At 45.3% G+C, this 23,270-nt stretch carries 22 protein-coding genes; 10 read left to right on the top strand and 12 right to left on the bottom strand.

Going from position 1 to position 23,270, the window contains the following annotated elements:
* Positions 1–2: 2 nt before the first annotated feature.
* The 6 genes from M1L23_RS06940 to M1L23_RS06915 all read right to left on the bottom strand — a co-directional run bounded on the left by M1L23_RS06940 (position 3) and on the right by M1L23_RS06915 (position 4,524).
* Positions 3–710, bottom strand: a complete 708-nt coding sequence (locus M1L23_RS06940; RefSeq protein ID WP_252626608.1) for a response regulator — start codon at positions 708–710, stop codon at positions 3–5.
* The gene (locus M1L23_RS06935) at positions 707–1,174 is read right to left on the bottom strand and encodes a DUF3019 domain-containing protein (protein WP_252626606.1); all 468 of its coding nucleotides are present in this window, start codon (positions 1,172–1,174) and stop codon (positions 707–709) included. The genes M1L23_RS06940 and M1L23_RS06935 overlap by 4 nt, the downstream gene beginning before the upstream one ends.
* Before the next feature lie 106 nt (positions 1,175–1,280).
* Positions 1,281–1,739: a VOC family protein gene (locus tag M1L23_RS06930; RefSeq protein ID WP_252626604.1), complete on the bottom strand. Its 459-nt coding sequence runs from the start codon at positions 1,737–1,739 to the stop codon at positions 1,281–1,283.
* A gap of 28 nt (positions 1,740–1,767) precedes the next feature.
* Positions 1,768–2,067: a helix-turn-helix domain-containing protein gene (locus tag M1L23_RS06925; RefSeq protein ID WP_252626602.1), complete on the bottom strand. Its 300-nt coding sequence runs from the start codon at positions 2,065–2,067 to the stop codon at positions 1,768–1,770.
* A gap of 13 nt (positions 2,068–2,080) precedes the next feature.
* On the bottom strand, positions 2,081–2,533 hold the full coding sequence (locus M1L23_RS06920; protein WP_252626600.1) for a hypothetical protein: 453 nt from the start codon (positions 2,531–2,533) through the stop codon (positions 2,081–2,083).
* A gap of 152 nt (positions 2,534–2,685) precedes the next feature.
* The gene (locus M1L23_RS06915; RefSeq protein WP_252626599.1) at positions 2,686–4,524 is read right to left on the bottom strand and encodes an ABC transporter ATP-binding protein; all 1,839 of its coding nucleotides are present in this window, start codon (positions 4,522–4,524) and stop codon (positions 2,686–2,688) included.
* A gap of 140 nt (positions 4,525–4,664) precedes the next feature.
* Here M1L23_RS06915 and M1L23_RS06910 point away from each other — a divergent pair, with 140 nt between their 5' ends.
* Positions 4,665–7,700 carry a ligand-binding sensor domain-containing diguanylate cyclase gene (locus M1L23_RS06910; protein WP_252626598.1) on the top strand — a complete coding sequence of 1,012 codons (3,036 nt, stop codon included), beginning with the start codon at positions 4,665–4,667 and terminating at the stop codon, positions 7,698–7,700.
* Here the strand turns inward: M1L23_RS06910 and M1L23_RS06905 are convergent.
* From M1L23_RS06905 to M1L23_RS06890, 4 genes are all read right to left on the bottom strand, one after another.
* Positions 7,695–8,603, bottom strand: a complete 909-nt coding sequence (locus M1L23_RS06905; RefSeq protein WP_252626597.1) for a DMT family transporter — start codon at positions 8,601–8,603, stop codon at positions 7,695–7,697. The two genes, M1L23_RS06910 and M1L23_RS06905, sit on opposite strands and share 6 nt — an antisense overlap.
* An 18-nt stretch (positions 8,604–8,621) precedes the next feature.
* Entirely contained in the window at positions 8,622–9,179 is a 558-nt protein-coding gene (locus M1L23_RS06900; protein WP_252626596.1) for a glutathione S-transferase family protein, read from the bottom strand.
* Between the two features lie 125 nt (positions 9,180–9,304).
* Positions 9,305–10,969 carry a M28 family metallopeptidase gene (locus M1L23_RS06895; RefSeq protein WP_252626595.1) on the bottom strand — a complete coding sequence of 555 codons (1,665 nt, stop codon included), beginning with the start codon at positions 10,967–10,969 and terminating at the stop codon, positions 9,305–9,307.
* A 103-nt stretch (positions 10,970–11,072) separates the two neighbouring features.
* The gene (locus tag M1L23_RS06890) at positions 11,073–11,987 is read right to left on the bottom strand and encodes a hydrogen peroxide-inducible genes activator (protein WP_252626594.1); all 915 of its coding nucleotides are present in this window, start codon (positions 11,985–11,987) and stop codon (positions 11,073–11,075) included.
* A 173-nt stretch (positions 11,988–12,160) separates the two neighbouring features.
* Here M1L23_RS06890 and M1L23_RS06885 point away from each other — a divergent pair, with 173 nt between their 5' ends.
* The 9 genes from M1L23_RS06885 (at position 12,161) to M1L23_RS06845 (ending at position 21,157) form a co-directional block, all read left to right on the top strand.
* The gene (locus M1L23_RS06885; protein ID WP_252626593.1) at positions 12,161–12,709 is read left to right on the top strand and encodes a peroxiredoxin; all 549 of its coding nucleotides are present in this window, start codon (positions 12,161–12,163) and stop codon (positions 12,707–12,709) included.
* A 14-nt stretch (positions 12,710–12,723) separates the two neighbouring features.
* On the top strand, positions 12,724–13,251 hold the full coding sequence (locus tag M1L23_RS06880) for a carboxymuconolactone decarboxylase family protein (RefSeq protein WP_252626592.1): 528 nt from the start codon (positions 12,724–12,726) through the stop codon (positions 13,249–13,251).
* Positions 13,252–13,425: 174 nt separating this feature from the next.
* On the top strand, positions 13,426–14,223 hold the full coding sequence (locus tag M1L23_RS06875; protein WP_252626591.1) for an undecaprenyl-diphosphate phosphatase: 798 nt from the start codon (positions 13,426–13,428) through the stop codon (positions 14,221–14,223).
* Between the two features lie 7 nt (positions 14,224–14,230).
* Positions 14,231–15,280 (top strand): FAD:protein FMN transferase, encoded by a 1,050-nt coding sequence (locus M1L23_RS06870; protein WP_252626590.1) that lies wholly within the window; start codon positions 14,231–14,233, stop codon positions 15,278–15,280.
* Positions 15,281–15,321: 41 nt separating this feature from the next.
* Positions 15,322–16,680: a magnesium transporter gene (gene mgtE, locus M1L23_RS06865; protein WP_252626589.1), complete on the top strand. Its 1,359-nt coding sequence runs from the start codon at positions 15,322–15,324 to the stop codon at positions 16,678–16,680.
* A gap of 119 nt (positions 16,681–16,799) precedes the next feature.
* Complete coding sequence (ccoG, locus tag M1L23_RS06860; protein WP_252626587.1) at positions 16,800–18,230, top strand: cytochrome c oxidase accessory protein CcoG; 1,431 nt, start codon at positions 16,800–16,802, stop codon at positions 18,228–18,230.
* 7 nt (positions 18,231–18,237) lie between these two features.
* Positions 18,238–19,224 carry a serine/threonine protein kinase gene (locus tag M1L23_RS06855; protein ID WP_252626585.1) on the top strand — a complete coding sequence of 329 codons (987 nt, stop codon included), beginning with the start codon at positions 18,238–18,240 and terminating at the stop codon, positions 19,222–19,224.
* A 32-nt stretch (positions 19,225–19,256) separates the two neighbouring features.
* Complete coding sequence (locus M1L23_RS06850) at positions 19,257–19,889, top strand: thiol:disulfide interchange protein DsbA/DsbL (protein WP_252626583.1); 633 nt, start codon at positions 19,257–19,259, stop codon at positions 19,887–19,889.
* Between the two features lie 5 nt (positions 19,890–19,894).
* Positions 19,895–21,157, top strand: a complete 1,263-nt coding sequence (locus M1L23_RS06845; RefSeq protein ID WP_252626582.1) for a mechanosensitive ion channel family protein — start codon at positions 19,895–19,897, stop codon at positions 21,155–21,157.
* Here M1L23_RS06845 and M1L23_RS06840 read toward each other — a convergent pair.
* Complete coding sequence (locus tag M1L23_RS06840; protein WP_252626580.1) at positions 21,135–22,046, bottom strand: acyltransferase; 912 nt, start codon at positions 22,044–22,046, stop codon at positions 21,135–21,137. The two genes, M1L23_RS06845 and M1L23_RS06840, sit on opposite strands and share 23 nt — an antisense overlap.
* 119 nt (positions 22,047–22,165) lie before the next feature.
* Positions 22,166–22,711, bottom strand: coding sequence for a gamma carbonic anhydrase family protein (locus tag M1L23_RS06835; protein WP_252626579.1), 546 nt, complete (start codon positions 22,709–22,711; stop codon positions 22,166–22,168).
* Positions 22,712–23,270: the final 559 nt, after the last annotated feature.

Raw genomic sequence — 23,270 nt, 5'->3', positions numbered from 1 at the left:
GCTTATGTTGCCCAGCTGTCGACAGTAAATAAATAGCCTTTGCCCCACACGGTTTTAATGCGCTCTGGCTTTTGAATATCGTCGCCAATTTTCTTTCTTAAGTGCGAAATACGCATGTCGACGGTACGGTCAAGGCCGTCGTATTCGCGGCCAATAATGTCGCGATGTATTTTTTCACGGCTTACGGCCGTACCCGCTCGTTCAGCTAAATAACGAAGTAGTTCAAATTCATGGCTGGTAAGTTCAATATCTTTATTGTTAAGTAAAGCCACTTGTGAACTTGGTTTAATGGTTAAGCAGCCAAAAACAAGGTCTTGCTGCGAAGTGTTGCTGGTGTCTTGAAATTCTTGGCTGCGGCGTAATAAAGCATTTATTCGTGCTACCAATACCCGCGGTTCAATGGGCTTAACTACGTAGTCGTCGGCACCAAGTTCTAAACCTAAAACCTGATCAATGTCACTTTGGCGTGCGGTGAACATTAAAATAGGGCCATGGAAAACGGGCCGTAGTTCGCGGCACAGGGCAAAGCCATCGAGACCGGGTAGCATTAAGTCGAGAATAATTAGGTCGGGTTGCAGCCGTTTGACTAAGTTAGGCACCCTATCACCCCGTGCTTCCCAAGTTACCTGAAAACCACTTTGTTCAAGGTACTCTTTAATGAGTAACGCTAGCTTTTGGTCGTCTTCGGCTATCAGAATATGCTTTTTCATTTCGAGCTACTCCAACGTTGCACAGCACGCCGTGGTTTTAGGCTTTGAGTACTTAATGGCACCTCTGCCACAATAGTACCACTTTCGTCGGTTAAACTAACGGTACCCTCTTCAGGCCATGTAATTATGCCTTCCCATTCGCCATGGGAACCAGGCTGCTCTGTTGAATATGAAATAGTTTGCTCGGTCCAGCAATAAAGCAGTTCATTATTTATATAAGCACAAGGGTTTTGGGTGGTTGGCAAACCTTGCCATTCAATACGAAGAGGTTGCTGGCAGCGCTGATTAGCTTCAGCGGTAACACAAACCGTGGGTGTAACAGTTAAGCAGAAAGCTGCGCAGGGCTCTGGCTGCACTATGGTAGGCACATTAGAGATAGGCACAATAGACTGTGCTTGTGCAGAATGAATAAACAGCCAAGGTGCCAGCAGGTATAGTAGCGGGGGAAATAATTTTATTTGCAAAAAGTTAGCCCTCTTTAGCAGCATTAAAAAAGACTCTAGCAAAGCTAGAGTCTTTGCGCTGCGGTCGCTGACAATCTTTTACAAAGAACGACACATTAGCAACGTTTTACCAAGTACCGATGTTTTCCATTGAAACCCAAGGCTCTTGTGGGGGTAACGCTTCGCCAGCCTGCAAAAACTCAATTGAAATACCGTCAGGCGACAATACAAAAGCCATGCGACCGTCGCGTGGTGGGCGGTTAATGGTTACGCCCATGTTTTGTAAATGCTCGCAAAGTTTATAAATATTATCCACTTCATAAGCCAGGTGACCAAAGTTACGGCCGCCGGTGTACTCTTCTGGATCCCAGTTATAAGTGAGCTCTAATTCAGGGCTATTACGCACAGTGCTTCTGTTACCTGATTCGTCGGTAATAATGTCGGCTGGTGCGGCAAGGTAAACCAGGCTAAAACGCCCTTGTTCATAGTCATTTTGGCGTACTACTTCGAGGCCTAAGCCGTCACGGTAAAAGGTTAATGACTCGTCTAAATTCTTTACACGTACCATGGTATGTAAATACCGCATTTTCATTCTCCTAAACTACTTGGTTCACTTACTGTATCAAAAACATCAGCGCGACTCCGCTGAGGAAGCCGAGCAAAATACTACTAAGGGCGATGGCTGCAATTTTTCTCGTGGAAATGGTGCCTGTGTCATCGCTTGGCGTTATAAGTTGCTGGCGCTCAATATTAAACACAGCACAAAGAGCATTGCGTGTTTCCATTGAGCCTTGGCCTTGGTTTTCTACTCTTTGTATGGTGCGTAAGCTAAGGCCAGACACATCAGCAAGCTGTTGCTGGGTCCAGCCCTTACCTATACGTTCTGCTTTAACTACAGAAGCATTAATGATCATGCTTATGCTCCTGTTATGAGAAAAATTTCAAAGAAAGGTAAGCCACAGAAAAGCCAACCACAGCGCCAATAATGAAATAAGGCACTAAATTAAAGAAAAACTTCTTCCAGCTAAAAGGTGCTCCTTTTTGGCTAACTTTCATATAGCTAAATTCGTCACTGTCGATAAGCTGGCCGTCGGCTTTCAGCAGAATGGTCGATTCGCCAATGAGCAGCCCTTTCAGAGACTTCTTAATCGCAATTTGAACTTCGTAGTGCGTTCCTTCGAACTGGAAACAATGGACGCTGGTGAAGTACCAGTTACGGCTTTCTGACACCAGCTTGCCGTCGACAAACACCCTCTCTTTGCCACTATAGAGAGAAAAGCGAAAGATAATTTCGCGACCTAAATGCTCAAAGTAAACTTCGGCTTGGCCGCGTTTAATGAGGATATCTTTCTTGTTGGTGTCTAATGTTGTGTTGTTCATTTGCGTATTCCTGCTTGGGATTGAAGATGTCGCCATTACAACCCCTACTCCTTATAAATGCGCCGACAGCTGTGTGCCAGACACAAAGTTGGCGTATGCCAGTTAACGCCAGTGCATACGACAACAAGCCGCCAAGCCTTATATTTACTGGCTTACACCGTGGTGTCGGTGGCAATAAAGCCGCCCGACTGGCGCTTCCATAATTGTGCGTATAAACCGTCTTGGGCCACCAGTTCGTCGTGACTACCGCTTTCAATAATGCGACCTTGGTCCATAACAATGAGGCGGTCCATAGCGGCAATGGTCGACAAGCGGTGCGCAATTGCAATCACTGTTTTACCATCCATTAACTGATTCAAGTGATCTTGAATGGCCGACTCTACTTCTGAATCGAGCGCCGAGGTCGCTTCATCAAGAATAAGAATAGGTGCGTCTTTTAGCATTACCCGAGCGATAGCAATACGCTGGCGCTGACCGCCTGACAGTTTAACGCCCCGCTCACCTACATGGGAGTCGTAGCCTTTACGGCCAGAAAGATCGGACAGCTCTTGAATGAAATCATGAGCATGAGCACGTTTTGCCGCGCTGATCATGTCTGCTTCGGTGGCATCGGGTCGGCCATACAGAATGTTGTCGCGTACCGAGCGGTGCAGCAGCGATGTGTCTTGGGTAACCATGCCAATGTGCTGGCGCAGGGTGTCTTGTTGTATGTCGGCAATGTTTTGACCGTCGATACAAATGGAGCCACTTTGCACGTCGTAAAAGCGCAGAATTAAATTCACTAGGGTTGATTTACCAGCGCCAGAGCGCCCTACTACGCCTACTTTTTCACCCGGCTTAATGTCGAGCGTTAAGCCGTCGATAACACCCGCTTGTTTACCATAGTGAAAACCAACCTGGTTAAATTCGATATGACCCCGAGTAACTTTTAGTGGTAGCGCATTAGGCTTGTCTTCAACGGTGCGAGAAACAGCAATAGAATTCATGCCGTCTTGTACGGTACCTATAGCTTCAAATAGTTGCGTAAGTTGCCACATAATCATTTGCGACATACCAAACAAGCGCAGCACTAAACCAATAATCACGGCCACGGCGCCAAGGGAAACCGCTTCGTTGAGCCATAAACTAATAGCTAGCGCTGCAGAACCGAATAATAATAGGCAGTTAATAATGTACAACGAGCCATAGAGCTGAGTGACCAAGCGCATTTGTGTATGCACGGTACCCAAGAAATCACTCATGCCTTCGCGGGCAAATTTAGTTTCGCGCTCGCCATGGGAAAATAACTTTACCGTTTGAATGTTGGTGTAGCTGTCAACAATACGGCCGGTCATAATAGAGCGAGCGTCAGCCTGTGCTTTGGCAACCTTACCTAAGCGAGGCACAAAGTAATACAGCAGCAAGCCATACACTATCATCCATAGCAACAAGGGAATTGTTAGGCGCAAGTCGGCACGGCCAAGAATAAAAAACATGGCAATAAAGTACACGCCAATGTAATTCACTACTTCAATAAGGCTAACCACCACTTGGCGTACAGCCAGTGCCGTTTGCATAAGTTTAGTGGCTACACGACCTGGAAATTCGTCTTGGTAATAACTCATTGACTGCTTAATAAGGTAACGGTGCACTAGCCAGCGAATACGCATGGGGTAGTTACCAAGCAGGGTTTGGTAAGTAAGTAAAGACTGAAACCATACTAAAGTGGGTAAACCAACCACCACAATTAAGCCCATACCAACAAGCTTTATGCCTTCATTAGCAAGGAAATTTTCCCGCTCTTGTACGGCTAACCAGTCAACAATGCTGCCAAGAAAAGCAAATAGCCATACTTCGGTTACTGCCACTAAAGCCATTAAAATGGCAATACCAACCAAGAATGGCTCGGAACCGCGGGTAAAGTGGCGGCAAAAAGCAAAAAAACCACGTGGGGGTTGTTTGGGCTCTGCTTCAGGAAAAGGGTCGAGCCGAGATTCAAACCATTTAAACATCAATCGGGTGTCCGTAAATAGCTATGCGTTAGGCGCCTATAATGGGGTATGAGATAAAAAAACGCTAGCTAGCCTAGAGGTTTCTGTTCATATAAAATTAGTTTAGTATAAGTTAATATTAAAAAGCCTGAGAGTTAACATTGTTGCCTAAAGTTGTTCAATACGGACGTAGAATTGCGGCAGCATTTATTATCGGTATGTTGAGCTTACCGGTTGCGGCGCAAGAACTAACCTTTGAAAGGTTTACCGACGAACTTGGCGGACAACAGTCCTCCGTATACGGGATCTACAAAGACCAACATGGCTTTTTGTGGTTTTCTAGCGACACCGACGGGTTACTTCGCTACGACGGTTATGAAGTTATTCGTTGGTTTAACCAAGCTGAAGATGCTTTGGGGCATGTTAGCCATGGCGCCGCATTAATAAGCCAAGCAGACGAACTTTGGGCTGCAACCTGGGGTAACGGCGTTTTTCGCTGGCAGCCCAAAGCAGCTACTGGCAATAGCCCGCAATTAAAAATACATACCGACAACGTAACAAGTAGCAGTAACGCCAACACCCTGCTTGATAACCGCGTGCAAGTTCTTTTTGAAGACAGCGCAGGCCGAGTTTTTATAGGCACCTTAGGCGGCTTGAACTATGTTGATGCAGCTGCAAATAACACCATATTAAGCCTACCCGCCGACAACCCTCTTTCTCGAGTACGAATTTGGGGTATAGCTGAAACTTCCAACAGCCTTTGGTTTGCCACTACTGAAGGCTTGATCCAGCTTTCTCTTGACCTAACAGAATGGCAACAACACTTACCCAACCCACATGACACAGGCACTAATCGGCTAAACGAAATTCGTACGGTTCTCACTATAAATGACGACGTTTGGATTGGTTTCGACGAAGGAGTGCTGCTGTGGGACGAAAATTTACGCTCTTTTAGTGAGGTAACCTATCCAGCCGCCAGCAACCTAGACCGTAGCCCACGGGTAAATGTATTGATGCAAGGTGCAAATGGTTCTGTTTTTGTGGGGGCGGAAGATGGTTTATACCACTTTGATAGCCAGACATTAATATATAAACCAACTAAAAATGGCCTGTATAGGTTTATGGATGGTTACGACATCCGTTCATTAGCTATCGACAACAACGCTAGTATTTGGTTGGGAACCCGCGAGCGCGGCTTGTTCCATAGCCGTACCAAGGTGGCAAGTTTTGGCACCTTAATAGACACAGCACCGGCAAGCCTGCATGTTTTACTGAACCGCAGTATAAGCGCAACTCACACGGCAGCAGACAACAGCCTGTGGTTGGGGGGGGCCAATGGAGTACTGCGCCGTGATGGCTTAAGTGGTGAATGGCAGCATTGGCAATTCCCGTTGCATACTACGGCTCGTAGCGTAGCAAGTATTTTAACCGACTCCTATGGTAATACTTGGGTAGCGGCTAATAATCACCTTTTCCATATTACTAAAAGCGCCCCTGATATTTTACAAGAGGCAAGTTTCGTAACCGACATTCTGCAACTACAAAATGCCAGTGTTACCGATATATATGAACACTCACCAGGGCGTGTTTGGTTTAGTATTTGGGGTTTGGGAATTGTTGAATATAATTTAACTACGGGTACAACAAAGTGGGTGTTTCAAAGCAGTGATAAAAAGCATAACCAATTTGTGTACGACGTTCTTCGCATTCCAAATGCAGGCACATGGATTGTTACGCGTTACTCAGGCTTGTTTTATCAAGCAGAAGGCGGCAATGCGTGGGTAAACTATAGTGAGCTAGAAACAGAGCCCTTGCCTTCGCGTAATTTGCTTTGTGGTTTCAGAAGCAATAACCAACTATGGATTTGTAGTGAACAAGGGCTTATTGCACTTGATTTGGAAAACTTACAAACGAAAATATTTACTAAGGCCGACGGGCTTCCATCTAATCGAATTGCGGGCATAACCGAAGACGACGGCATGCTATGGGTAACCACTAGCCGAGGGCTAGCCTTGTTTGAGCCGCAAACGAATAAAATAATAAACTTTGGTATAAACGATGGTTTGCCAGCACTAGCTTTTGCACGCGAGGCCATTACCCGTGCACCGAATGGCAATATTGTTGCCGGCACGGTTAAAGGCGCAATTGAATTTAACCCAAAAGCATTAGCGTTTAGTTCTAATCCGCCACGGGTTGGCTTAAGTAAAATTTTAATAGATAACGAAGACATAACTAGAGAGTTAAGTTTCAATCAGCCTTATTTAGAACTATCGCGCTGGCACAGTAGCATTGTGGTGCAGTATGCGGTGCTCGATTTGCATGACCCAAGCCGGAATACTGGGCGCTACCGATTGCTAGGCCTGACAGATAGCTGGAGTGCTTGGTCGGATATGCGCCAGCTAACTTTTAGTGGGTTAGCGCCGGGTGTTTATGGGCTAGAAATAGAGGGGCGCAATAGCTTAGGCATTCGTAGCCAAGCCCCAATGCGTATCGACATATTAGTGGTGCAGCCGTGGTGGTATGCAACCTGGATGTGGGTGCTGCTAGCGGTGGCTTTGGTATTGCTTGTGGTGCTGCTGATTAATATACGCATTAGAGCGTTACAAAGCGCGAACGAACGGCTTGATGCTTTAATAAAAGAGCGTACCCATGAGCTTGAAGAACTTAACAAGGAACTACGCGAACAGTCGCAAACAGATTACCTAACGAAGCTGCCGAATCGGCGTGGCTTTACCGAACGTTTTCATTGGCTGGCAGCGCAATTAAAACGGCACCAACATGAGTTTAGCTTAGTGCTGCTTGATGTAGACTACTTTAAACGCTTTAACGACACTTATGGGCATGAAGCCGGTGACATAGTGTTAGTAGCGCTTAGCCAGTTATTGCAGAAACAATTACGCCAGCAAGACATAGCTGCGCGCTGGGGGGGTGAAGAGTTTGCTATTTTATTACCCAACGCGGGTATTAAAAGTGCCGTGCAGGTGTGTGAAAAAATTAGTGCTGCTTTAGATCGTGAAACAATTCATTACCAAGGCGTTAATTTAAAAATAACCGTAACCTTTGGCATTTATCATTCTACCGATACAACAGCGGAAGCTCTTACCATTGAACACTGGATAGAAAGGGCCGACAGGGCCCTTTATCGGGGTAAGGAAATAGGCCGCAACCAAGTTGTGGTTTATACGGCAGGCTTATAGTGCGGGTGGCGGGCTGCTTTCACGACGTCGCCATTGCTGAATAAGTAAACCAGTAACAATAAACCCAAGCCCTGCAATGGTCGCAAAGCCAATGCTTTCGTCCAAAATAACGCTAAGCAATACCAGCGATATAAATGGCGAGATAAAAATAAGGTTACTAATAGTAGAAGTGTTGGTAGCAAGCCGCATAGCCTTTAACCAAAACACAAACGTAATACCCATTTCAAACACGCCCACATAACTTACGGCTAACCAGCCTTGCCAAGGTACTGTATGCCAGCCTTCTAGCATTGTGGCGGCAATAAGTAGCGGCGGCGAAGCAAGCGCAAAGCATAAGAACAAGGTGGTAACGGGTTCACTTTTATGGCGCGTGTTTAAAATCCAATAACTGGCCCATAAAAAAGTGGAAAGCAGTGCTAAGCCAACCCCTGCCCAGTTGGTTTGGCTAAAGTCGCTAAAATTACCTTGGGTGGCAATTACTAACACCCCTGCATAACCTAAAACACAGGCTGTCCAGTCGCGCTTGCGAATTTTCTGCTTAAGAAAAATTGCCGCCATAAAAGTAAGGGCAATGGCCCATGTGTAGTTTAGCGGTTGGGCTTGCGAAGCGGGTAGTCGTGCATAGGCTTCAAACAACACCAAGTAATACACTACAGGGTTAATAGCGCCTAAGGCTAAAAAATACCAAGGGTGGGCTGAAAAGGTTGTTGCTACCTGCTTAAAACCCTGCCTGGCAGCAACTAAAACACCTAGCACAAGAGCAGAAACAGTTGCAGACACGGCAAGCATTTGCAAAGGGCTGAAATAATTAAGGGTAAGCTTAAAAGCCGTGGCAACAGTAGACCAAAGCAGTACAGCTATTAAAGCATAGCCAATGGCGTGGCGTTCGTTTTTTAAATGCACGTGGTACAACCCTTCAATTTAAGCTGGTGGTGCGGTGCTTGCGAACAGGTCTTTTTCGCGAGCTTGTTCTAGTATCGCTAACAATTTGGGGTAAGCGGTTAAATTAAGGCGCTTACGAAACAAGGCCCAGTCAAGAAAGCAAACTAAGCGAATGGTAGCGTCGTTCCAAGGGGCTTTTGCGGGCCAGTCGATATTGTTCAGCTCTTGTAAAATTGCGTTAATACGATTTTGCTGGCGCTGCAAATATGGAATTTGCTCGGCCGTAAAACCATCACGCTCAAGTAAAAATAAATTAATACAGGTATCGAGAGCTGTGTTTACGAGGCAATAACGGTCGAAGGTAATAAGGTCAGTAAGAAACTCGTCGCCAGAGTGTTCGCGTATGTATTTTAAGATGCTTGATGAGTCGTGCAGCTGTAATTCACCAATGCGTAAAAAAGGTACGCGCTGAGCAGGGCTTCCTAAGGCACTTTGCTCATAGTCGGTGTCGATAAAGTCGAAATGCTGGCCAGACTCAGCTAAAGCAATGCGGCAATGACGAACAAAGGGTGAGGTGTAGCTACCGTAAAGTTCCATACAAGCTCCTGGGCGGAAGTGGTAAGGCGTTGATCATGCCATTAGCGCTCTTGGAACGCTAGAAATAAGAAGGGCTAGCCAAAATAGACCAGCCCTTAAGTAGAGTGTTTGAATGTAGCAACCTATTAGTTACGCTGGTCTTCACTTTTTAAGCGTAAGGCTTCGAATTCATTTCCTTCTGCCCAACGTGGCCAAGAACGGCTATTCGCTAGCTCATTACCTAAGCGATAAAACAACCAAATGTCTTGGTGGTTGCCGCGTAAGTCCCAATTAGGATCATATTTATCAGCCACTTTATGATAACGATTGGCAAGAAACTCGGAGGCGACAGCCTGGCCATATTCACGGCCTAACAAGAAATGATCGACACCACCTTTACCATAAAGCACCGGTACGCCTTTTTTGGCCATGCTAAAGTGATCTGAGCGATAAAAAATACCAGCTTCAGGGTTGCTTTCAGGTGCCAGATAGCGATTTTGGGCTTCCACATAAGGTGCGACGTAGTCTTGAATGTCGGAATTATTCCAGCCCACCACCACAAAGTCGCGGGTTGGACCATGCGCGTACATCATGTCAATATTAATGCCTGCAACAGCTTTTTCTAATGGCAGTAACGGGTTCTCTGCATACCAAGCAGAGCCTAGCAGGCCGCGCTCTTCAGCACCTACAAAGGCAAATACAACGGTACGCTCGGGTGGAGGGCCAGCGGCAAAGCGTTCGGCAATAGATAAAATAGCCGCAGTACCATTGGCGTTGTCTTGGGCGCCGTTGAATATTTCACCCGTGTCGGCGTCGACACCTAAATGGTCCCAGTGTGCCATATAAATAATGTGCTCTTCAGGGTATTTAGAACCTTCGATATAACCAACAATATTATGGGTGTCGATGTAAGAAAATTCGTTTTCAACCGACATAGTCGCAGTGGTGTTCAAGTCGATAGGGGTAAAGTTGGGAGAAAGAGCAAGCGCATGCGCTTCTTCCAAGCTCATGCCAACATTCTGGAACAGGGTATTGGCAGCATCGCCGGTAATCCAGCCTTCAAGTTCAACACGGTGCATGTTGTTATTGTCGGTTTTCATGGTGAAGCGTACTGGCGAGCCGCCTGCTACAACTCCCCAACCATAACCGGCAGGGCCTGTTTCGTGAATAATAATGGCACCAGTAGCGCCTTGGCGGGCCGCTTCTTCGTATTTGTAAGTCCAGCGACCGTAGTAGGTCATGGCATTACCGTTGAAAAGTTCGGCGTCTTGGGTGGCATAGCCAGGATCGTTAACGAACATCACCACGGTTTTGCCTTTAACATCGAGGCCTTTGTAGTCGTTCCAACCAAACTCTGGGGCAACAATACCGTAGCCCACAAATACCATTTCACTGTCGACTATGTTTACGCCGTCAACCACACGGTTGGTCCAGCCGGTCATATCGGTGCGGTAGCTAAACGAACTGCTTTCACCGTTATGCTTTAAGGTCATGTCGGTCACAGTGGTGGGCTCAATACGAACTAAAGGTACGGCTTGAGTGTAACGGTCGTTAGTAAACGACTTTATACCTAGGGCCTGCATTTTACCGGCAAGGTAGTCAATGGTTAGTTCTTCGCCTTTAGTGCCCGGCGCGCGGCCTTCAAACTCGTCGGAAGAAATGACTTCTAAATGTTGGCGAAAGGTGTCACTGAATTTGTAATCGACAATACCGTCAGCGTCAACTAGTGCTGCTGAACTACTTGGCTGCTCTGCTGGGCTACATGCCACAGCAAGGGCCATTGCCGATGCGCCGAGAATAATGTGTCGCATCCGTTTGTGCCTCTTGTTGTTAAAAGTGAACCATAAGGAGAAAAATCACCTTATATAACCTGCTTCGATAATAGCGAATACACTGGCTTAAGTCAGTATGCTTTTACGCTAGGGTGTTGACAGGTAATAACTGGGCCACCACCTCGGCCACTTTTCGAAAGGTTTGGCGCCGAGTAGTAGTTGGCCGAAACACTAAGCCAATTTCGCGATAGGCGTCGCCTTCCGTTGGGGCCATGCTTACCAAACCACTATTTTCTAAAATACCTTGGTTAATGGCCATTTGCGGCATGAACGTGGCGCCATGTAATGATTCAGCCATTTGTACCAAACTATGAATACTGGAAGCGGTAAAAGGATTTACTTTTTTGGTGTTGCCTAACTTACAGGCGGTAACCGCATGACCACTAAGGCAATGCTCGCTTTCAAGTAGAAAAATACTATGGTCGGGCAAAAGCTCGTAATTAATGGGTTTGGTGTTACGGGATAATAAACTGGGGTGGTAAACAAACTTAAAAGGGTCGCGGCCAAGCAGCCATTGTTGGTTGCCTTGTAAGTCAACCGGTAGGGCTAGTATTAATGCGTCTAAGTCGCCGTCGCGCAAAAAGTTTAACAGCTGTTCGGTGGTGTCTTCACGAATTTGTAGTTTTAAATCAGGAAACTGAGCGCGTAAGGTGCGGGCTAATGGGCCAAGTAAAAATGGCCCTATAGTAGGAATACAGCCTAAACGCAGCGGACCTTCCATTGCATTACCTTTGCTTTGTGCATAATTCATTAGCTCTTCGGTTTCGGTTAAAATTGCTCGTGAACGCGCAACAATTTCTTCACCCATGGCAGTAAACAAAAACGATTTATGATCACGTTCAATTAACTGACAGCCAAGCTGTTCTTCTAAGTTTTGAATGCCACTACTTAAGGTTGACTGGCTTACAAAGGTTGCTTGTGCTGCACGGTTAAAGTTTTGGTGCTGGTGTAAGGCTAGCAAGTAGGTCAAATTTCTTAAGCTAGGTAACTTGGTCATAAACGTCCTTTCTCATTTGTTTTATTGGTTGGCAAATAAAGCTGAATCTATTAATTCGATTACTATAATAGTTTTTATTCGTTTTCGTCTATGAAAATCCTTGGTTATTATACCTCCACGTTCTCAGCAGCAGCGTTGAGACACACAAACTAACAATAAGTGGAGATTTAATTATGTTGACCATTGGCGATAAATTACCTGAATTTTCTGTTGTAGCAGCAAAGCCTGGCTTTAATATGCCGGAAGAAAATGGCGAAAGCGCATTTGAAACCATTACTCAAGACAGCTTTGAAGGGAAGTGGAAAGTTATTTTCTTTTATCCGAAAGACTTCACCTTTGTTTGCCCAACTGAAATTGTTGAATTTGCCAAATTAAATGAAGAATTTGCCGACCGTGACGCCATAGTTATGGGCGGTAGTACCGACAACGAATTCGTTAAGTTAGCATGGCGTCGTGAACACCCAGACATGAAAAGCCTGAATCAATACTCATTTGCCGATTCGTCGGGCGCCTTAGTAGACGGCTTAGGTGTACGTGATAAAACAGAAAATGTAGCCTTGCGTGCCACATTTATTGTTGACCCACACAACGTGATTCAGCACGTGTCTGTTAACGCTTTAAACGTTGGCCGTAGCCCAGCAGAAGTACTACGTATTCTTGACGGCTTACAAACCGATGAACTTTGCCCATGTAACCGCCCAATTGGTGGCGAAACGCTATAAATAGGAGATTTTATATGTCTATTGCAGATTATAGAAAGCAGTTTGGCGAACATGGAAAAGATATGAGCCTGAACCTTTCGAACCTGTTTGGTAACGTTGCTACTTCGGGTTTAACCCCGGGGCAATTTTACGGAACGGCGCTATCGCTAGCTTATAGCCTTGAAGACAAAACATTAATTGATGCTATGGAAGCGGAAGCACAGGAGCACGTAGAAGAAAACGTGTTTGCTGCAGCTAAACTAGCAGCTACGTTAATGGCTATGAACAATATTTATTACCGCTTTGTACATTTAGCCAGCGACAAGCAGTTTGCCAAGTTACCTGCGGGCTTGCGTATGAATGGTATGGCCAACCCTGGTGTAGATAAAGTGGACTTTGAGCTTTATTCATTGGCGGTTTCTGCTTTGAATGGGTGTGGTATGTGTATCGACTCACACGTTGCTGTATTGGTAAAGCACAACGTGTCGGCACAAGCCATTCAAGCGTCTATTAAGCTTGCTGCAGTTATTAACGGCGCTAAAACAGCTTATGCACTGTCTTAAGTAAATCTGCGTTACACCTAAGTAACGTATCTTTTGGCCCACCTTCCCAAGGTGGGCTTTTTTTTACGCTAAATAACATTGTAGGTAGTACGGTACCTATATCATGGGTTGGAAGTTGTGGTAACATTGCGCGTTTAAGTAGCAACCCACCTAATACGGCGTTAAAGAAGAATCATGGACTACATAACAGCTATTATTTTGGCCTTAGTGCAAGGCTTCACTGAGTTTTTACCTGTGTCGAGCCAAGCGCATTTAGTGCTTGCTGGAGAATGGTTCGGTGAGGTTTATCAAGGCCTCGACTTTGACGTTATTTTACATGCGGGCTCGTTAGTAGCGGTGGTTTATTATTTCCGCAAAGAGATTTTCACCATGTTACGCGACTGGGCCGGTTCATTAGCGGGTAAAGGCACCACCAAAGACTCGAAGTTAGGCTGGTGGGTTATTATTGGCACCCTACCCGCAGGTATTTTGGGTATTGTGTTTAAAGACCTTGCTGAAAATGAGTTTCGTAGTTTATGGATTATGGGTGGTTCGCTAATTGTATTCGGCCTGTTGTTAGGTTTAGCCGACTTTAAAGGTCGTGGCAATCGTGATGAATACTCTCTCAGCTTAAAAGACGTACTTATTATAGGCTTTGCTCAGGCCCTAGCTTTAGTACCTGGTACTTCGCGCTCTGGTATTACCATGACAGCGGCCTTGTTTTTAGGCATGAGCCGTGAAGCCGCAGCCCGTTTTTCATTTTTATTATCGGTGCCTATTATTGCCGCAGCAAGTTTGTTGTACACCATAGAAGTATTAAGAAATGGTACAACCGCAGGCTGGGGTGAATTAGCCGTAGGTTTTGTGGTGTCAGCGCTAAGCACCTATGCTTGTATACATTACTTTTTAGCATTTATTAAGCGTGTTGGTATGCAGCCGTTTGTACTGTACCGAGTTATTTTAGGCTTACTTATTTTGTCAGTGGTTTGGTAGGTTGCTTATGTCATTCCAATTCAGAACATTCGCGAGTGTAGGCGCGTTACTGTTCGTTATTTTGCTTGCTGGTTGTCAGCGGGCCCCTGCTGAGCCGGAAGTATTAAGTGGAAGAATTTTCGGCACTTTCTTTGAAGTAAGTATTAGTGGTGAAGACAGCTTTGATCATGAAGCCATTAAAACAGGGGTGCTTGCTACTTTAAATGAAGTAGATCGGCAAATGTCGACCTATCGGCAAGACTCGGTACTGAACGAACTAAACCGAAGCCCTTTGGGTACACCAGTAACGGTACCGACAGAGCTTTTTTATGTGCTACAAACCGCAGAGCATATTTCCCAAGCTTCCAATGGTGCTTTCGACACCACCGTAGGCGGCTTAGTAAACTTATGGGGCTTTGGGCCTGAAGGCCGCATAACCAAGGCGCCCGACAACGACGAGTTAAAACGCCGTTTAGCCCAGGTTGGTTTCCGCTTTGTAGAGCTTGATGAAAGCTTGCAAGCTGTTACGCGGCATGCCGACGTGTTTATTGACTTGTCAGGTATTGCTAAAGGGTTTGGCGTTGATCAAGTAAGTGATTACTTACACGAGCAAGGCCTGCACAACTTTTTAGTAAATATTGGTGGCGACTTAAGAGCATCGGGCCTGCGTAATAAAGAACGCCCATGGCGAGTTGGAATTGAAGTGCCCACCGACCAAAAGCAAGTGGCTAAGCATATTATGCCGGTGATTAATAAAGCCGTGCTGGGCTCAGGTGATTACCGTAATTACTTTGAAGAAAATGGGGTGCGCTATTCACATACCATTGATCCTACCACAGGCCACCCTATACACCACCGCTTAGCAGCAGTACATGTGGTTATGGGCAACGCTACAGAAGCCGACGCATGGGCCACAGCCTTTATGGTGTTAGGTGAAGAGCAAGGTTTAAAATTAGCAAATGAAAAAGGTATTGCAGCAATTTTTGTTTACCGGAATAACGGCGAATTTGACTCGCTAATGACGCAACAGTTTGTGCGTGATTATGCAGACAGCTTGGTTGTTCCTACGGTTCACTAGGTGTTGCGTGGTATGAGTAACATGACAGGGGAGATAAAGTCATGACCATTGAAACACAGGAATATTTGATCGATATAGTTGAGCAAGGAAACGAAAAAGCGTTGCGGGCGACCTTAGCGAGCATGGCGTCGGCAGACATTGCTGAATATATCGATGAGAACTTCGAAGTGTACAGTGCAATGGCGCTGATGGAGAAAATGGCTGCTGAACAACAAGCTGCAGTGTTTGGTTATTTACGCCCGAATAATCAGCAAGAGCTGGCGCGGCACATGGAAGTTGGCATGCTCGCAAAACTGTTTCGCGACATGTCGTCAGACGAACGTGCCGACGTGTACGCGATGCTGAACGTGAAGCTTCAAGACGCCCTGATGCGGCGCATGGCAAAAACCGAACGCGACGACCTGTTGCTACTGGCAAGTTATGAAGAAGGCTCAGTGGGCTCGGTGATGACTTCGGGTTATGCCTCTATTCCTTTAGGGGTGTCGGTAGAAACAGCACTGTATCGGCTACGCCAAACAGCGCCGGAAAAAGAAACTATTTACCAAACCTATGTAGTTGATACAGAACATAAACTGCATGGTGTAGTGTCGCTGCGAGACTTAATTACCGCGTCGCCAGACGACATTATCGACGACATAATGGTGCGCGAAGTACTTACCCTAACCCCCGATATGCCGCAGTCGGAAGCGGCTCGTATTATTAGCCGCTACGACTTAATTGCCATTCCTGTTATCGATCACGACCGTTTACTTGTGGGCATGGTTACCTTTGATGACGCAATGGACGTTGTTGAAGAAGAAGACACCGACACCATGCACCGGTCGGCAACCGTTGGGAAAATTGAAGGTGGCTTTAAAGACGCCAGCCCCTTTACTATTTTCCGTAGCCGAGTGAATTGGTTGGTATTACTTGTATTCGCTAATATTTTTTCCGGAGCGGGCATTGCCCACTTCGAAGGCACCATTCAAACCTATGGTGCTTTATTATTCTTTTTGCCCTTGTTGATAGCATCTGGTGGTAATACTGGAGCGCAGGCAGCAACTCTAATTGTTCGAGGTATTGCAACTGGTGAAGTTGTAAAGGGTGACTGGTTCCGCATGTTCCTTAAAGAGCTAGTGGTTTCTATAGGCTTAGGGTTAACCATGGCGATAGCCATTGCGGTGGTTGGTTATTGGCGTGTGGGTTTCGATATTATTCAGGTAGTGGCGCTAAGCATGATGTGCATTGTGCTAGTAGGTAGTTTAATTGGCGTATTACTGCCATTTGTACTGAATAAATTTGGTTGGGACCCAGCCACAGCAAGCTCGCCTTTAGTAACTACTATTGCAGATACCTCAGGTGTACTTATTTACTTTGGTATTGCTACAGCAATGCTCGATTTCGGTGCCGTAGCCGGTTAAACGGAAAAATATTGTTTGGTTACATACTAGCCAAGCTGCGCTGATTTGATCTGCTTCCTGTTTTTTGCTCGGGGCAGGCGTATAATGGCGCTATGAAAGTCTAATTAAGTGGGAATGTTGTGGAACAAAAGATAGAGGTGCAGCAAGCACCACCAAAGCCTGTAAAAATTCAGCAGCCCGACCCAAGTAAAAAAGACAGCAATTACTCGCCGCGCAGTCATATTTACGTGCGGGAAGTAAAAGGACGTATTGAAACCCTAAGGCGTGGGCTCGGGCTTTTGCTCATGGCTATGTTTGTTATTCTTCCTTGGATAACATGGAATGGCGAGCAAGCTATTTTACTCGACATAATGAACCAGCGGTTCCGTATTTTTGGTGTAACGCTGTGGCCACAAGATCTAACCATTTTGGCCTGGGTGTTTATGATCAGCGCCTTCGCTTTGTTTTTGGTTACTACACTTTACGGCCGAGTATGGTGTGGTTTCACCTGCCCACAAACCACCTGGACCTTCATATACATTTGGTTTGAGCACAAACTAGAAGGCCCGCGCAACAAGCGTATGAAGCTCGACCAGCGGCCCATGGACTTCGATAAGTTTATTCGTAAAGCAGCCAAGCACACGGCCTGGCTAGTTATTGCACTGTTCACTGCAATTACATTCGTAGGCTACTTTACCGACATGCGCACCTTAATGGCCGAATTTTTTGTGTTTGAAGCAAGCGCTTGGGCTACGGGTAGTATTTTGTTTTTCACTTTTGCTACCTATGGTAATGCAGGGTGGATGCGTGAAATTATGTGTACGCATATTTGTCCCTATGCTCGCTTTCAGTCAGCCATGTTCGATAAAGACACCTTCATTGTTGCTTACGATACAAAGCGTGGCGAGCCGCGTGGGCCGCGCAGGCGTAACGCCGAGATTGATCCTGATGAGCTAGGGCATTGTATTGATTGTCAGCTATGTGTGCAGGTATGCCCAACGGGTATCGATATTCGTAACGGCTTACAGTACGAATGCATTAACTGTGGCGCCTGTGTTGACGCCTGTGACGATGTAATGGATAAAATGAATTATCCACGTAAATTGATTAGCTTTACTACTGAACATCAACTTGAAGGCAAGCGTACTAAGCTATTTCGTTTTAAAAGTATCGGCTACGGCATCGCATTAATTGCTCTTACTGGCATGCTGGTGCTTAATATTGCTTATCGTGTACCACTAGAATTTGACGTTATTCGTGATCGCAATTCGTTATACCGAGAAAACCAAGAAGGTTTTATTGAAAACGTATATACCCTGCGAGTAATTAACAAATCGCAGTTACCGCAGCGCTATACAATAAGTGTAAACGCTACAGGAATAGACGAAGTAGAATGGCTAGGCGCACAGGAAATATCGCTGCAAGGTGGGCAAGCAGAAATTATCCCCGGAAGCTTAGCAATAGATCCTTATTATCTTGAATCACCATTAGTGGAAGTAACCTTTAGAATTGAAGCGGTCGACGCAAAGCGCATTTCACGGAACGTAACTTCTAACTTTATTTATCAATAGGATTGCTGTGGCTGACTTTAGTTTTCAAAGCTTAACTCCAGACGTTATTTTAGACGCCTTGGAAGCGGTCGGCCTTTACCCTGCATCAGGTTTGTTGGCGTTAAATAGCTATGAAAACAGGGTGTATCAGTTTCTTGATGACGACCGCAAACGTTTTGTGGTGAAGTTTTATCGCCCTGCTCGTTGGTCGAACGCCCAAATACAAGAAGAGCATGACTTTCTTGCAGAATTAGCCAGTTTAGATATTCCTGTAGTGCAGCCAATTACATATAACAATGCCACGTTACTGTTATATGAAGGATATCGGTTTGCTGTTTTCCCTAGTGTTGGTGGGCGGGCCCTTGAAGCTGATAATTTAGAGCATCTTGAAGAGCTTGGGCGGCAGCTAGGCAGAATTCATAAAGTAGGTGCCGCACGGCCCTTTCGACATCGGCCATCATTGGTAAATAACGACATTATCGACGAGGCGGTAGCCGAGTTATTGGCTTGTCCGTTATTACCCTCAAGTTTGTTAGAGTCATTTCGTACTATTTTAAACTTCTTAGCCGAGCGCTTAAAAACAACACCTTGGCAGCAGTACACGCAAATACGCCTGCATGGCGACTGTCACGTTGGTAACTTACTAATGCGTGAAGAAGGCCTAACCTTAGTCGACTTAGACGATTGCCGCCAAGGACCCGCAGTGCAAGATTTATGGATGATGCTAAGTGGTGATCGTATGCAGCAACAGCTACAGTTAGAAACCTTGCTGGAGGCTTATGAAGAGTTTGCCGAATTTAACCCGAACGAATTGCGTTTAATTGAACCTTTGCGTAGTTTTCGTATCATTAACTATATGGCGTGGTTAGCAAAACGTTGGCAAGACCCTGCGTTTCAACATAGCTTTAGCTGGTTTGCCGAGCCTCGCTACTGGGAACAACAAATATTGGCGTTAAAAGAACAGCTTGCGGCACTAGACGAACCGCCCTTGCGCTTACAATCTAATTTTAATTAATAATTACTTACATCACACATGGAAATAGTCTTATGAAAAGTTTTTTAGCGGCACTATTAGCAACATTTACCTTGATAGCAGCTCCTGCGAGTGCCATCGATTTCCGCGAAGGTGTGCATTATCAAGAAATTACCACGAAAGAAGCAACGTCAAAGCCCGAAATTATTGAATATTTCTCTTTTTATTGCGGCTCATGTTATCAATTTAGCCCTTTTAGCGACAGAATGGCTGAACTTTATCCGGAAGAGTTTAAAGCCTACCAAGTAGACTTTATTGCCCCACGCGACATGGGTACTGTAATCGTTCAATCATGGGCTGCGGCAACGGTATTAGGTGTAGCAGCAGAATTTAAGCAGCGTACCTTTCATCAGCACTTTGTTGAGCGTAAGCAAAGTAATACGCTGAACGATATTAAAGCAATATTTCAACAGGTGGGTGTTTCACCGGCTCAGTTTGAACAAGCCTATGGCAGCTTTGCGGTACGTAGTTTAACCAATCGTATGCGTACCTCGGTTCGCGACTTTAATGTGCGCAGCACGCCCACCTATATAGTTAATGGCAAATATATAGTACTGCAACAAGGCTTTCGCGATAGTGGAGCAAACTTCTTCGCCGACTTAGAGCAATTAGTTGCATACTTACTAACCAAAGATGGTAATAAATAAAAAATATGAATGTAGTTAAGGAAACATGGCAAGTAAGTGTGGCTTGGTTTGAACAATACCCACAGTTAGAGCTGGCGGCCGGCTTGGCCATATTGCTAACGTTAGCCGCAATAAGTAATTACATACTAAAAAGGGTGCTTATTCGTACCCTTATTTCTTGGTTACGTCGCTTCTCTACCGACGAAGAAAAAGTAGGTATGCACACAAGCATTGTCGCTCGCCTAGCCAATGTTTTGCCCGCTATAGTTCTTTCGTTTGGTGTGGCCTTAGTACCCAACATGCCAGACGTAATGATCACCATTGTAAAAAATGTCACTAATGCTTTTATTATATTAACCATAGCTATGGCTATTAGTGGCTTTTTAACCTTGGTTAATGCGTCGTACGAGCGTCGCCCCGATGCTAATCGGAAGCCAATTAAAGGTTACATTCAAATATTAACCATTGTTGTTTATATTGTGGCGGCTATTCTTATTATCGCTACGCTTATTGACCGTTCCCCACTTATTTTGCTTTCTGGTTTAGGTGCTATGGCGGCGGTACTTATGTTGGTGTTCCAAGACACATTGCTGTCGTTGGTTGCTAGCATGCAAATATCGTCGGGTGATCTTATTCGGGTGGGCGACTGGGTTGAAATGCCCGACGCCAATGCCGACGGCGACGTAATTGATTTGGCACTACACACGGTAAAAATTCAAAACTGGGACAAAACCATTACCTCTGTACCAACCCGCCGCTTTATTACCACGGGCTTTAAAAACTGGCGTGGTATGCAAGAATCAGGCGGACGGAGAATTGTACGCAGCCTGATGCTTGATCAGCAAACAATTGGCTTTATCGACCAAGAAGAATTAGAAAGCTTGCAGCGGTTTAATTTGCTTAAAGACTATCTTGATGAAAAGTTACAAGAAATAAGTGAGTGGAACAAAGAGCTAGCAGACGCCGGCAAAGAGGTGGTAAATACGCGCCGAGTAACTAATATTGGTACGTTTCGTGCGTATGTACAGCGGTATTTAGAAAGCCATCCAGGCATTCACCAAGAAATGACCTTGCTTGTTCGTCAACGCGATCCAACCCCGCAAGGCTTGCCGTTACAAATATATGCCTTTACTAATACCGTAAAATGGGCAGAGTACGAAGGAATTCAGTCTGATATCTTCGATCATCTTTTGGCCATATTGCCAGAGTTCGGGCTAAGTGTGTTCCAAAACCCAACAGGACGAGACATTAGCCAGTTGGCTGCAATTATTCCGCCCTCGAAGAATTAATGCGTTGAGTAATGCGCTGGTCTTTTAATTGCCAGCGCTTATTTAGCCAAGCTTGGAAGTGATCGCGGAAACTTAAATCGTTAAAGTAATCGCCTCGCAAGTCGGCCGTTACTGGTATACGGTCAATATGCACATGAATTCGTTTTAATTTGCCCGTTAGTAATGCAAAGGCCAAGGGTTGGCCAGGTTGAATGTCAGGGTATACGAGAGTTATATCGAGTATTTCCTGAAACTGATTACCCATAGCTTGCAAAGTAAATGACGTACCGCCGGCCTTCGGAGTTAATAAATAGGTATAGGGGCTACTGCTCTTGCTGTGTTTAGCTTGAGTAAAACGTGTTCCCTCACAAAAATTAATAACAGTAGTAGGAATGTCGCGAAACTTTTCACATTTCTTCCGCGTTGTTTCAATATCCTTTCCTTTGAGCTCAGGTTTTCTAGCCACTTGCTCTTTGCTATAGCGTTTCATAAAAGGCATATCGAGCACCCAGCAGCCCATGCCAACAATAGGCACCCAAAGTAGCTCTTGTTTTAGGAAAAAACGTGGCATAGGCAGCTGTTTGCGAGAAAGGTGCATAAGTACAGGAATATCAACCCAGCTTAAATGGTTGCACATAATCATGTACCAGCCATGGCGATTGTTGGGTAAATTGCCTTCAATTTCCCACTCTATTCTATTCGTTAAGCGAAATAGCAACGACATACTGTAGGCCCACAGGCGAAACAGACTATTAGCAATAGAAGAAATAGCTCGACGCACCGGAGCAATTGGTAACAGGAATTTAAACACGCCAACAACAATAATTAGCAGACCAAGAACAGCTGTGGAACATGCTGCCCATATAAGGTTAATTAGTAGTTTTAATGGAGTAGGTAAAAACCAGAGCATAAAATGTAGAGCCTTTACTATTATTATTGTAATTCTATAGTAACGTTACTTTGTCTTATCAGCCAACCCCGATCGACCTGCCCTAGCGATGGGGTTGAGCGGTATACACCAACCCTATGTTAGCTATCGTTTTGTTCGGCAACATAGTCGTTCTTTAACACAACATAGTTTGCTGCCGACTCTTTAAGAAAGGCTTTTTCACTATCGGTTAATGCACGCATGCGCCTAGCTGGGCTACCAACATATAAATAGCCGCTTTCAAGCACTTTACCTGGGGCTATTAATGCGCCTCCACCAATTATCACGTCATCACCTACAACCGCACCGTCCATAATTACAGCAGCCATGCCCACTAATATACGATTGCCTAAGGTGCAACCGTGTAACATAGCCCGGTGGCCTAAGGTAACGTCATCGCCAATAGTTAACGGATAACCTTTCTCGTCATCAAAGCTAGTACGGGTAACGTGAAGCACACAACCGTCTTGAATATTGGTGCGTGCACCAATGCGGATATAATTCACGTCACCACGGGCTGCTACTAATGGCCAAATACTACTGTCTGTACCTATATGAATGTCACCAACGAGTACCGCCGACTCATCTACATATACGCCTTCACTTAATGTTGGGTAGATACCTTTATAAGGGCGCCCTACTTTCATTTTTCACTCTCCAATTACATAAACTTGAAATCCATTGTCGCAAGCTCGCTGCTAAATTCCCACTAGAGAATGAAAACACCTCAAAAATGGCCAAAATACCACCCAATTGGTCGATTTGTGCGCGGTTGGCATAATTTCGCTAAATACTTCACGAAAAAGCTTGCTAGCGGCTAGGTTATCGCTATAATGCGCACCTCTTCGACGAGAAAAGAATTAAGTTCAAGTCAAAGAGTTGCTTATAAAGCAAAGGTTTACGGGAGTTAATGTTGTTAATAACCGTTTGCCGGCCGTTTCGAAGTTAAATGCTCATAATGAGATGTTAACTTTTCGTAAATAGGCCAACAAGTCCGCCGAAAGATAAGAAAATAAATTCTTTTCGTAATATGGTAGACAAGGTAATTTGGGTGTGTATAATACGCACCTCGCTTCGGACAGAAGCAACGCTCTTTAACAATTTATCAAGCCAAGTAATCTGTGTGGGCACTTGCAGGCGAAAGCATCGACTAAAGACCAACTTCGGTTGGCACCAGTTGAACTTTTGAATGGAAGCGCCTTACAA

Origin of the sequence: Aliidiomarina quisquiliarum (assembly GCF_023922585.1) — a bacterium.
Classification (GTDB): Bacteria; Pseudomonadota; Gammaproteobacteria; order Enterobacterales; family Alteromonadaceae; genus Aliidiomarina; species Aliidiomarina quisquiliarum.
The sequence above is the reverse complement of the archived record's forward strand: the minus strand, read 5'-3'. Positions and strand labels throughout refer to the sequence as shown.

Coding starts and splice junctions, on each gene's coding strand:
- M1L23_RS06940 (WP_252626608.1), bottom strand. CDS start 710: ATGAAAAAGCATATTCTGATAGCCGAAGACGACCAAAAGCTAGCGTTA.
- M1L23_RS06930 (WP_252626604.1), bottom strand. CDS start 1,739: ATGCGGTATTTACATACCATGGTACGTGTAAAGAATTTAGACGAGTCA.
- M1L23_RS06925 (WP_252626602.1), bottom strand. CDS start 2,067: ATGATCATTAATGCTTCTGTAGTTAAAGCAGAACGTATAGGTAAGGGC.
- M1L23_RS06920 (WP_252626600.1), bottom strand. CDS start 2,533: ATGAACAACACAACATTAGACACCAACAAGAAAGATATCCTCATTAAA.
- M1L23_RS06915 (WP_252626599.1), bottom strand. CDS start 4,524: ATGTTTAAATGGTTTGAATCTCGGCTCGACCCTTTTCCTGAAGCAGAG.
- M1L23_RS06900 (WP_252626596.1), bottom strand. CDS start 9,179: ATGGAACTTTACGGTAGCTACACCTCACCCTTTGTTCGTCATTGCCGC.
- M1L23_RS06895 (WP_252626595.1), bottom strand. CDS start 10,969: ATGCGACACATTATTCTCGGCGCATCGGCAATGGCCCTTGCTGTGGCA.
- M1L23_RS06890 (WP_252626594.1), bottom strand. CDS start 11,987: ATGACCAAGTTACCTAGCTTAAGAAATTTGACCTACTTGCTAGCCTTA.
- M1L23_RS06885 (WP_252626593.1), top strand. CDS start 12,161: ATGTTGACCATTGGCGATAAATTACCTGAATTTTCTGTTGTAGCAGCA.
- M1L23_RS06880 (WP_252626592.1), top strand. CDS start 12,724: ATGTCTATTGCAGATTATAGAAAGCAGTTTGGCGAACATGGAAAAGAT.
- M1L23_RS06875 (WP_252626591.1), top strand. CDS start 13,426: ATGGACTACATAACAGCTATTATTTTGGCCTTAGTGCAAGGCTTCACT.
- M1L23_RS06870 (WP_252626590.1), top strand. CDS start 14,231: ATGTCATTCCAATTCAGAACATTCGCGAGTGTAGGCGCGTTACTGTTC.
- mgtE (WP_252626589.1), top strand. CDS start 15,322: ATGACCATTGAAACACAGGAATATTTGATCGATATAGTTGAGCAAGGA.
- M1L23_RS06850 (WP_252626583.1), top strand. CDS start 19,257: ATGAAAAGTTTTTTAGCGGCACTATTAGCAACATTTACCTTGATAGCA.
- M1L23_RS06845 (WP_252626582.1), top strand. CDS start 19,895: ATGAATGTAGTTAAGGAAACATGGCAAGTAAGTGTGGCTTGGTTTGAA.
- M1L23_RS06840 (WP_252626580.1), bottom strand. CDS start 22,046: ATGCTCTGGTTTTTACCTACTCCATTAAAACTACTAATTAACCTTATA.
- M1L23_RS06835 (WP_252626579.1), bottom strand. CDS start 22,711: ATGAAAGTAGGGCGCCCTTATAAAGGTATCTACCCAACATTAAGTGAA.